This is a genomic window from Polaromonas sp. P1_G2, assembly GCF_056405515.1.
Window position 1 is genome coordinate 1 of sequence record NZ_JBFUBY010000224.1, and the last position, 6,959, is coordinate 6,959.

12 protein-coding genes are annotated in these 6,959 nt (G+C 59.3%); 7 read left to right on the top strand and 5 right to left on the bottom strand.

Features of this window, described 5'->3' with window-relative positions; genetic code table 11:
• From AC1D0P_RS19220 to AC1D0P_RS19235, 4 genes are all read right to left on the bottom strand, one after another.
• On the bottom strand, window positions 1-196 hold a 196-nt coding region (locus tag AC1D0P_RS19220), incomplete at its 3' end, for a heavy metal-binding domain-containing protein (RefSeq protein WP_477678219.1).
• A 52-nt stretch (window positions 197-248) separates the two neighbouring features.
• The gene (locus AC1D0P_RS19225) at window positions 249-530 is read right to left on the bottom strand and encodes a hypothetical protein (RefSeq protein WP_477678220.1); all 282 of its coding nucleotides are present in this window, start codon (window positions 528-530) and stop codon (window positions 249-251) included.
• Window positions 511-753: a DUF2933 domain-containing protein gene (locus AC1D0P_RS19230; RefSeq protein WP_477678221.1), complete on the bottom strand. Its 243-nt coding sequence runs from the start codon at window positions 751-753 to the stop codon at window positions 511-513. Before AC1D0P_RS19230 ends, AC1D0P_RS19225 begins: the two co-directional genes overlap by 20 nt.
• Before the next feature lie 14 nt (window positions 754-767).
• Window positions 768-1,088 (bottom strand): heavy-metal-associated domain-containing protein, encoded by a 321-nt coding sequence (locus AC1D0P_RS19235; RefSeq protein WP_477678222.1) that lies wholly within the window; start codon window positions 1,086-1,088, stop codon window positions 768-770.
• Window positions 1,089-1,352: 264 nt separating this feature from the next.
• On the opposite strand from AC1D0P_RS19235, the gene AC1D0P_RS19240 reads away from it, so the two are divergent.
• Window positions 1,353-1,829, top strand: a complete 477-nt coding sequence (locus AC1D0P_RS19240; RefSeq protein ID WP_477678223.1) for a universal stress protein — start codon at window positions 1,353-1,355, stop codon at window positions 1,827-1,829.
• Between the two features lie 74 nt (window positions 1,830-1,903).
• On the opposite strand, the gene AC1D0P_RS19245 is transcribed toward AC1D0P_RS19240, so the two are convergent.
• Window positions 1,904-2,515 (bottom strand): flavin reductase family protein, encoded by a 612-nt coding sequence (locus AC1D0P_RS19245; protein WP_477678224.1) that lies wholly within the window; start codon window positions 2,513-2,515, stop codon window positions 1,904-1,906.
• Between the two features lie 180 nt (window positions 2,516-2,695).
• On the opposite strand from AC1D0P_RS19245, the gene AC1D0P_RS19250 reads away from it, so the two are divergent.
• From AC1D0P_RS19250 to AC1D0P_RS19275, 6 genes are all read left to right on the top strand, one after another.
• Window positions 2,696-2,992 (top strand): hypothetical protein, encoded by a 297-nt coding sequence (locus tag AC1D0P_RS19250; protein WP_477678225.1) that lies wholly within the window; start codon window positions 2,696-2,698, stop codon window positions 2,990-2,992.
• 341 nt (window positions 2,993-3,333) lie between these two features.
• Window positions 3,334-3,897, top strand: coding sequence for a hypothetical protein (locus AC1D0P_RS19255; RefSeq protein ID WP_477678226.1), 564 nt, complete (start codon window positions 3,334-3,336; stop codon window positions 3,895-3,897).
• A gap of 81 nt (window positions 3,898-3,978) precedes the next feature.
• Window positions 3,979-4,359, top strand: coding sequence for a YunG family protein (locus AC1D0P_RS19260; protein WP_477678227.1), 381 nt, complete (start codon window positions 3,979-3,981; stop codon window positions 4,357-4,359).
• 153 nt (window positions 4,360-4,512) lie between these two features.
• Window positions 4,513-5,100, top strand: coding sequence for a hypothetical protein (locus AC1D0P_RS19265; protein ID WP_477678228.1), 588 nt, complete (start codon window positions 4,513-4,515; stop codon window positions 5,098-5,100).
• A 106-nt stretch (window positions 5,101-5,206) separates the two neighbouring features.
• Window positions 5,207-5,677 (top strand): STM3941 family protein, encoded by a 471-nt coding sequence (locus AC1D0P_RS19270; protein ID WP_477678229.1) that lies wholly within the window; start codon window positions 5,207-5,209, stop codon window positions 5,675-5,677.
• Between the two features lie 1,063 nt (window positions 5,678-6,740).
• Window positions 6,741-6,959 (top strand): hypothetical protein (locus tag AC1D0P_RS19275; protein WP_477678230.1); only part of this gene is annotated, 219 nt, incomplete at its 3' end.

Genomic DNA, 6,959 nt, shown 5'->3' on the forward strand with positions numbered 1-6,959 from the left:
GTGCATGAGCGGCGTGGTCTGTGGCCGAGCCCACGCGCTCCAGGTGCATTCCACATTTCGGGCATCTGCCGGGTCCGTTCTGCCGAACTTCCGGGTGCATCGGGCAGGTGTATTCGTCGACCGGAGCCGGAGTGGCTACGTCCTGCGCCTGGTGACTATGTCCATGCTCCCCATGGGTCGGGTGTTGATGCTGCATGCTTACTCCTGCTTTTTCATTTCAGTTGAATCCGGGCACCGGGCGAGTGGACTCAGGTCGTGTACAGCCGAACGAGCATCCAGCCAACCAATCCACCCAGACACAGCCAGCACAACCAGAAGAGCGCTCGTTCCCACCACAGCGGCTCGCGCTCGGCAGTTTCCAGCCTGTGCTTGAGGGTCATGCCCGTCCCGTGTACCAGGATCCCGGCCACGAGGATGGGGATTGCGAATCCGCGAAAGGCGTCCGGCGCCAGCAGGGCCAGGCCGGCGCCCAGAACGATGGCGCCCAGGCCCGAGGCGAGCTCGGCCGCTTTAGCCCTTGCGCGGGCCATGGTTGTCCTGGCTCCCGGCGTGCGATTGCCCGCCGTGGCCGTGGCCGCGGTGCATGAACATATGCATCAGCGGGCAGGCGGCCAGCAATGCAAAGGGCAGCAGCGCAAGCAGGTGATCCYGGTGTGCGACCCATAGGTAGGCGCTCGCGGCCAGGGCGACGATGGTGGAGACGACGCCGAAGGGCGTCTTCCAGAATGAAGGGCGTGCGTGATGCTGGTCCATAGTAGCCTCCTGAGTTATCCGCAGCATGGGCCAGCGGCCGATGCAGGCGCTTGACCTGCGTCAACCGGGACGGGTTTTGGGGCACCACAGCCGCAACCGCAGCCGCCTGCCGTCCGGACAGCCCGGGCAGACTCTGCCTGGACCTCTTGCGGCGTATACCCGGCGTCCCGGATGGCCTCGGTCAGATCCGTCACTGATGCTTCGCCGCTGACGCGCACCCGTTTTCGTGGGATGTCGACCTCAACGCGCGCGGACTTGTCCACTGCAGCGACCGCCTTGGCGATGGTGCTCGCGCAGTGTCCGCAGGTCATATCGTTGACCTGGAAGGTGACCATGGCATGTCCTTTCAAAGTGATGATGAAGCAACTATCAACCTTCCCACAGGGTCAAGGTCAAGCACTTTTTTCTTGCCCGCGAAGCGCATCCGGTTCTTCTCAGATTGATCCACGATTCGTCCATCGCCATTTGGACCGGCCAGGCCTCCAGCCAACCTGGATCAAGCCGCCCTCATCACCCCACTGCTTGACACACATCAATACCGCCTCTTCCCAATCGATCAACACTGCCGCTATCGAAACTCCAGACCAAAGGTATTGGCCATGTTCAAACGAATCCTGATCCCCGTGGACGGCAGCGACACCGCCAACAAGGCCCTGGTCGCCGGCCTGAGCATGGCGCGCGAAACCAGCGCCAGCGTGCGGTTGCTGCATGCCCTCAATGAAATGGCTTACCTGGGCGGCATGGCGCCCGATGGCAGCTGGTCGGGCGACCTGGTGGGCATGGTGCGCGAGGCCGGCGCCAAGGTGTTGGCCGACGCCACGGCCATTGCCCAGTCGGCCGGCGTGGAGCCCAGCCAGGTTCTGCTCGAAGAGCCCGGCAAGCGCCTGGGCGAGGCCGTCGCCGAAGCCGCCAAGCTCTGGGGCGCCGACCTCGTGGTGGTCGGCTCGCACGGTCGGCGCGGCCTGGGGCGTGTGCTGCTGGGCAGCGGCGCCGAGCAGATCCTGCGGCTGGCGCCCGTGCCCGTGCTGGTGGTGCGTGGGGCGGATCCGGAGGGTGGCAACCCCGCAAGCGGCTAAGACCGCAATGCGTGGTGCTCGCCCGCACCCGGCCGTCTACCGAGCCAGGGCTTGGAAAAAAACTCTGGAAGCCGTCAGTCGGGCTTTGGCTTGGGCTGCGGCCTCGCCATTGCGGCGTCACCGGCATAAAACATTCCGCCGGGCCTGACAAAGTTGCCGCCGCCCAGGTGGTGGATGGTCTGCAGTTCGGTGTTGCCGTCGTTGAAACGCCAGTGCCCCGCCTGGAACACACGTTCATCGGCAGCGGCCGCGACGATTTCGGCGAAGCAGGTGTCGTAGGCGTCCTCGGTGTGCGTCTCGCGGATCAGCCGGCACTCCAGCCATGCGGCGCAGCCCTCTTCCAGCAAGGGAAGGCCCAGGACGGGACCAGTGCGGGGCGCCAACCCGTAGTGCGCGAACTTGTCGACCGCGCGGCCCGATTCGCTGCCSACCGCATGCGTCAGGGCCGCCAGCGCCATGCCGGGCAGGCAGATGCCGAAGCCGCCGCTGGCCGTGATGAGTTCGCGAGTGTAGGTTTWTTTGTCGATGACGATGGCGATGCGCGGCGGCGTGAACTCCACGGGCATGGACCAGGCCGCGGCCATCACGTTGCGCGCCGTGCCATGCGCGCTGGTCACCAGGACCGTGGGGCCGTGGTTGACCAGGCGGCTGGCGTGCTGGAGGGCGACTTCCTTGAAATGTGTCATGTCTGTTGTTCCCGCTCGGTGACCGCGGCGAAAAACGGCGCCGCGGTCCGGTTGATGGTGTGGGCGATGGAGAGTGGCCTTATTGTGGGCCACCGCGCCTTATTCTCTTCTACCCCTACTTCCTGGCGTAGTCCTCCAGCGGCTTTTCAACGGCGAGGGAATGCGCGTTCTAATAAGCCCATGGAACTAGCCGTCGTTTTATTTGTGGTTATCGCCCTTGGGGTCTTCCCGGTCATTGCCCTGGTGATGCAGGTGTACCGGGACTCACGCGGAAAGAAACGCAACCGAGCCATGCGTTGTTATGCCTGCGATTCGAGTGGGCTTCTGTTTCCGGTGCCGCACTACAAAGGCGATACCTTTCTCTACTGCACCCCGTGTGTGGAAAAGCACCGCAACAGTGAGCGCAATCTGGGATACCTCGCCCTGGTGATCATCGCTGTGGTCTTGGTTGGCTGGGTGATTCTTTCGCACGGGTAGAAGGCCTTCGGCTTGGCCGGTATGCCGCCTGCGTCTCACCGTACCTGACCCGAGCTGTGGGTTACAGGCAGCGATGGTCAAACGCAACAGAATCGACGGTATGGCCTGTGCTCGTTCATATTGAGGAGGCGGCCACCACGCTGTCCGCCTAGAATCAATTTGCGGGGTTTGGTCCCCTTTTGTATCGAGCTGAGCGAAACTCAAAATGGACAATAAGTCTTTTAGTAATAAGCACTTGGGTGAGTTTCCAGCGGCCAGGTTATACCGCAGGCGCCAAGTTATACCGTAGACCTTGCGWCTACATTGCGTTGGGCATCAGAAATCTCGGAAGGGGCTTTGGCATGGGTTACGTCTTTCGCGGCTTCTTAACAAAATCGCCCAAAGCGGCAGAGGCCGCCCTGCGGCTCTGGCCGTTGTGTGAGGCCAAGTACGAGCAGGAGCAAATGGACGGGTTCATCATCCGGTGCCCAAACGAAGATGACCTGCATCCAACTGAAGGAGAGGATGCCTATGATAAGGTTCTCGAACAGATAGAGGAGGTCAAGGCGGGCCTTCAATCGCTATCCGCCGAGTTCCCTAATGAAGTCTTTGTTTACATCGAAGTCACTTGCTTTGGTGGCACCTGCACGAATTCTGGTTTCCACGTTCGGAGTAGTCGAATCGTAGCCACCTTTGATGAAGCTCCCAATGAGGCAGATATCACTGAAATACTTCGTCCCATGAACATTGCGTTCGGACAAGATCAGTACTTCAAGCCGTTCACACGCGGGTACTTCGAGCGGGACAAGCTGAAAGCATGGAATCGAGTCGAAACTTCAAAACAGGCCAGGCAGGAGGACACTGCAGAAGTTAAAAGTATCCAGAAAAGCGCTCCAAAACGATGGTGGCAGTTCTGGCAACTCTGATGCCTATCCCTTTAATCGAGAGGAGGTCACCCGGCAAGCCGGACGCCGCCTCTCATCTCAAACGTAAAACCGCTTGTGACCATGGACGAATCCCACCTCCGAAAGGTACGCGCTGCGTTTGAGCGCAGTTGGTCGGCGGAGACTAGCGTCTGTTTTTCGCCGAGCGCGTATCCGTCTTATGGCCAGTGCGCACAGACGGCCATCGTGATTCAGGAGACTTTCGGTGGCGAGATCCTCCGGACGACTGGCTGGCACGGGACCGGGAATCATTTCTACAACCGCATCGCGGGCGAGCGTGTTGACTTGACCGCGGATCAATTCACGATGCCTAACTACACGTACGATCTCAAGTACGAAGACTGTCCATCGAACGCAACGGAGGCGGCGAATGAGTGCCTTCCCGGACAAGTCGATGCACTGCGTCGCGCATTCCTTGAGGCGCTCAATGAAGGCGCGGTTTAACATGTCAATCGACACGGGCCCACAACTGCAGGAAGGCCGCTTCGCGGCGTGTGTTGTGGTCCGGTCATCTTCACGTTATACGGTCAGTGCAAATGTCGCCGCCTCTTTGGGTGGCCGTTCCCTTCGCAGGTGCCAAGAGGTAGCATTGGCTTCATGACTGCTCAAGTTCAAGATTCATTTTCGTATTTTGGCGAGAACCACGCGCTCGTCGCCTTCAGCAACGACGAGCCGTTTTCGCCAGCCAGCGCTGGCTATCGACCGGTGATGGCGAGTACTGCCTGCTATCGTGGATACGTGTGCGGCTACGAGGTGAAAGACGACCAGTTGCGCCTGTGTGAGTTATGGGTGAACCATCAGCCGGGCGAGGCGCCGATTACTCAACGCCTACAACCTCCCGATCTCAACGGCATTGTGGGAGCACGGGAGACGGCGTTCTTTGGCAGCTGGCACTTCAGCAATGTCGGCCTGCCTCTGACCTACTCGGGCGGTCTATTGCTCGGTCGCGACTTCATTCGCGAACTCTACGTGCACTTGGGTTTTCACCCAGCGTGGAAGTATCAGCATGTGCACGAACTGGTATTCGAGCAGGGACGCCTTGTGGAGGCCCGCGACGCCAGTCAGGATATGGCGCGATTGCGGACCCAAGTTCAGGGAGAACCCGCGGCGCCACGCCACCGCATCGAAGAATGGATTGCCGACTGCTTCAAGCGCGACTACAGCCGCAAGGCGCGCAGCAGTTAGAGACGCGCATGTATAACTTGTCAATCGACACGGACCCACAACAGCAGAAGGCGGCTCTGCCGTTCATGTTGGTGGTCCGGTCATTTTTACGTTAGAAGGCAGCCACATGCGGGACGAACTCATCTTCAAGGCCAGCCTCAAGAAGGCACTATTGCTGTTTCTCGGGTGCATCTGCTTCGTTGTTCTCGGCGCTTGGATGATCACCGAGAAGTCAGTACTTGGCTGGTTGTGCGTTGGCTTCTTTGGGTTAGGCATTCCGGTGTCGCTGCTCATGATGCGCCCGAACACAACGTACCTTCGGCTCGACCAAGAGGGGTTCGAAATAGTAGCCATGTCACGCCGCTCAGCATTCAAGTGGACCGAAGTCGAAGGATTTCACGTGGGAAAGATGCACGGTACAAAAATGATCGGCATCGTGTTCAGCCCTGAATGCACTAAACAGCAAGCCGCGCGAGCCTTTGCATCTTCTATAGCCGGAATCGAGGGCGCCATCGCGGATCACTACATCACGCCCATCGAGGAAGTATGCAAAATCATGAACGAATGGAAAATTCGCTATGACAGTAAAGCCATCTAACTTGTCAATCGACGCGGACCCACAACAGCAGGAGGCGGCTTCGCCGCTTATGTTGGTGGTCCGGTCATTTTTACGTTAAATCGCATGAGCATTGACCTGTTCGAGATAGACGACGCGGTCAAACCGCAGGCGCAAAGTTGTACCGCAGACTTTTCAGTACACATTCGTTAGGCCCCACGTGAATACGCGTTGCTCCATTGCTCTTCTTGTCGGACTCGTTCTTGGGCCGTCGGCAGTCCTCGCACGATCACCGTGCCGGTATGCTATTGACGTCCATTTCGCTGCGAACTCGGCTACGGTAGGCCTTGGCGACGTTGAGCGAATCGTGGACCCCACACGAACCAAATGGGGTCGGCCAATCGCGTTGTACATGGTGGTGGGCCATGCGGACCACTCCGAAGCCGGGGACAAAGCATTGTTGTCGCACGCGCGCGCTGCCGCTGTGGCGGCACACGTTCTCAGGGTCCATCCAGAGCTTGGCTCTGTTACGCATATCGAAGCCAAGGGCGACCTCCAGCCGGTTGGCATCGATCCTGTCACGAACAGGCGTGTTGAGATTGAAGTGGTAGGGTGCACATCTTGATCATGGAGCGCACCGTGAGGCCTTACAGTTCGCTCGGCAAGGACGCACCACAGCAGGCCGCCGCTGTGCGCGCGTGCCCGGAACCTCCAACGCTAGGCGGCATATGAAACTGAACTCACTACTCGTCACGATGATTTTCCTGGGCTTCACGCCTCTCGCTTTGTGCCAACCGAAAGGCGAGCCAATCAATGTTTGTGAGACTGGCCCCCTCACCAGGCAGTACGGAGGAACGGAGTGGTATGTGTACAGCTGCAGCGATAGTCGCTCACTTGTAGTCGTCGCGTCCCCTAACAACCCTGCTGCCAAACCGAACGCTTTCATTGTTTCTTCAAAAGATGGCGTTAGGCGACTCAACGACGCTGGAGAAATGATGGGCACGGTTCTCGCCACATATGACGACCTGAAAGCACTGAAGCAGGCAGATATTTCGGCTCTTATCATTGACACACTCCGCGTGGGTAGGTCTCATACTCAAAATCGATGAGCACTTCAACGCCCGACCCACTTGAGGTTGCAGTGTTCGTGTCCCACGCACTGGCAGTCCATCTCGCGAAATCGATGAGCACGGTGCCGCCGTTTGGACTCGCCCTGCAAGGACCTGACAGCACCCCCAAGACGTATTTCCCTCGGGATGAGAACCCTCTAATGGAGTGGTCCGACCTTGTGGATAAGACCGTCGAGACGCTGCGTGGTTGGGTC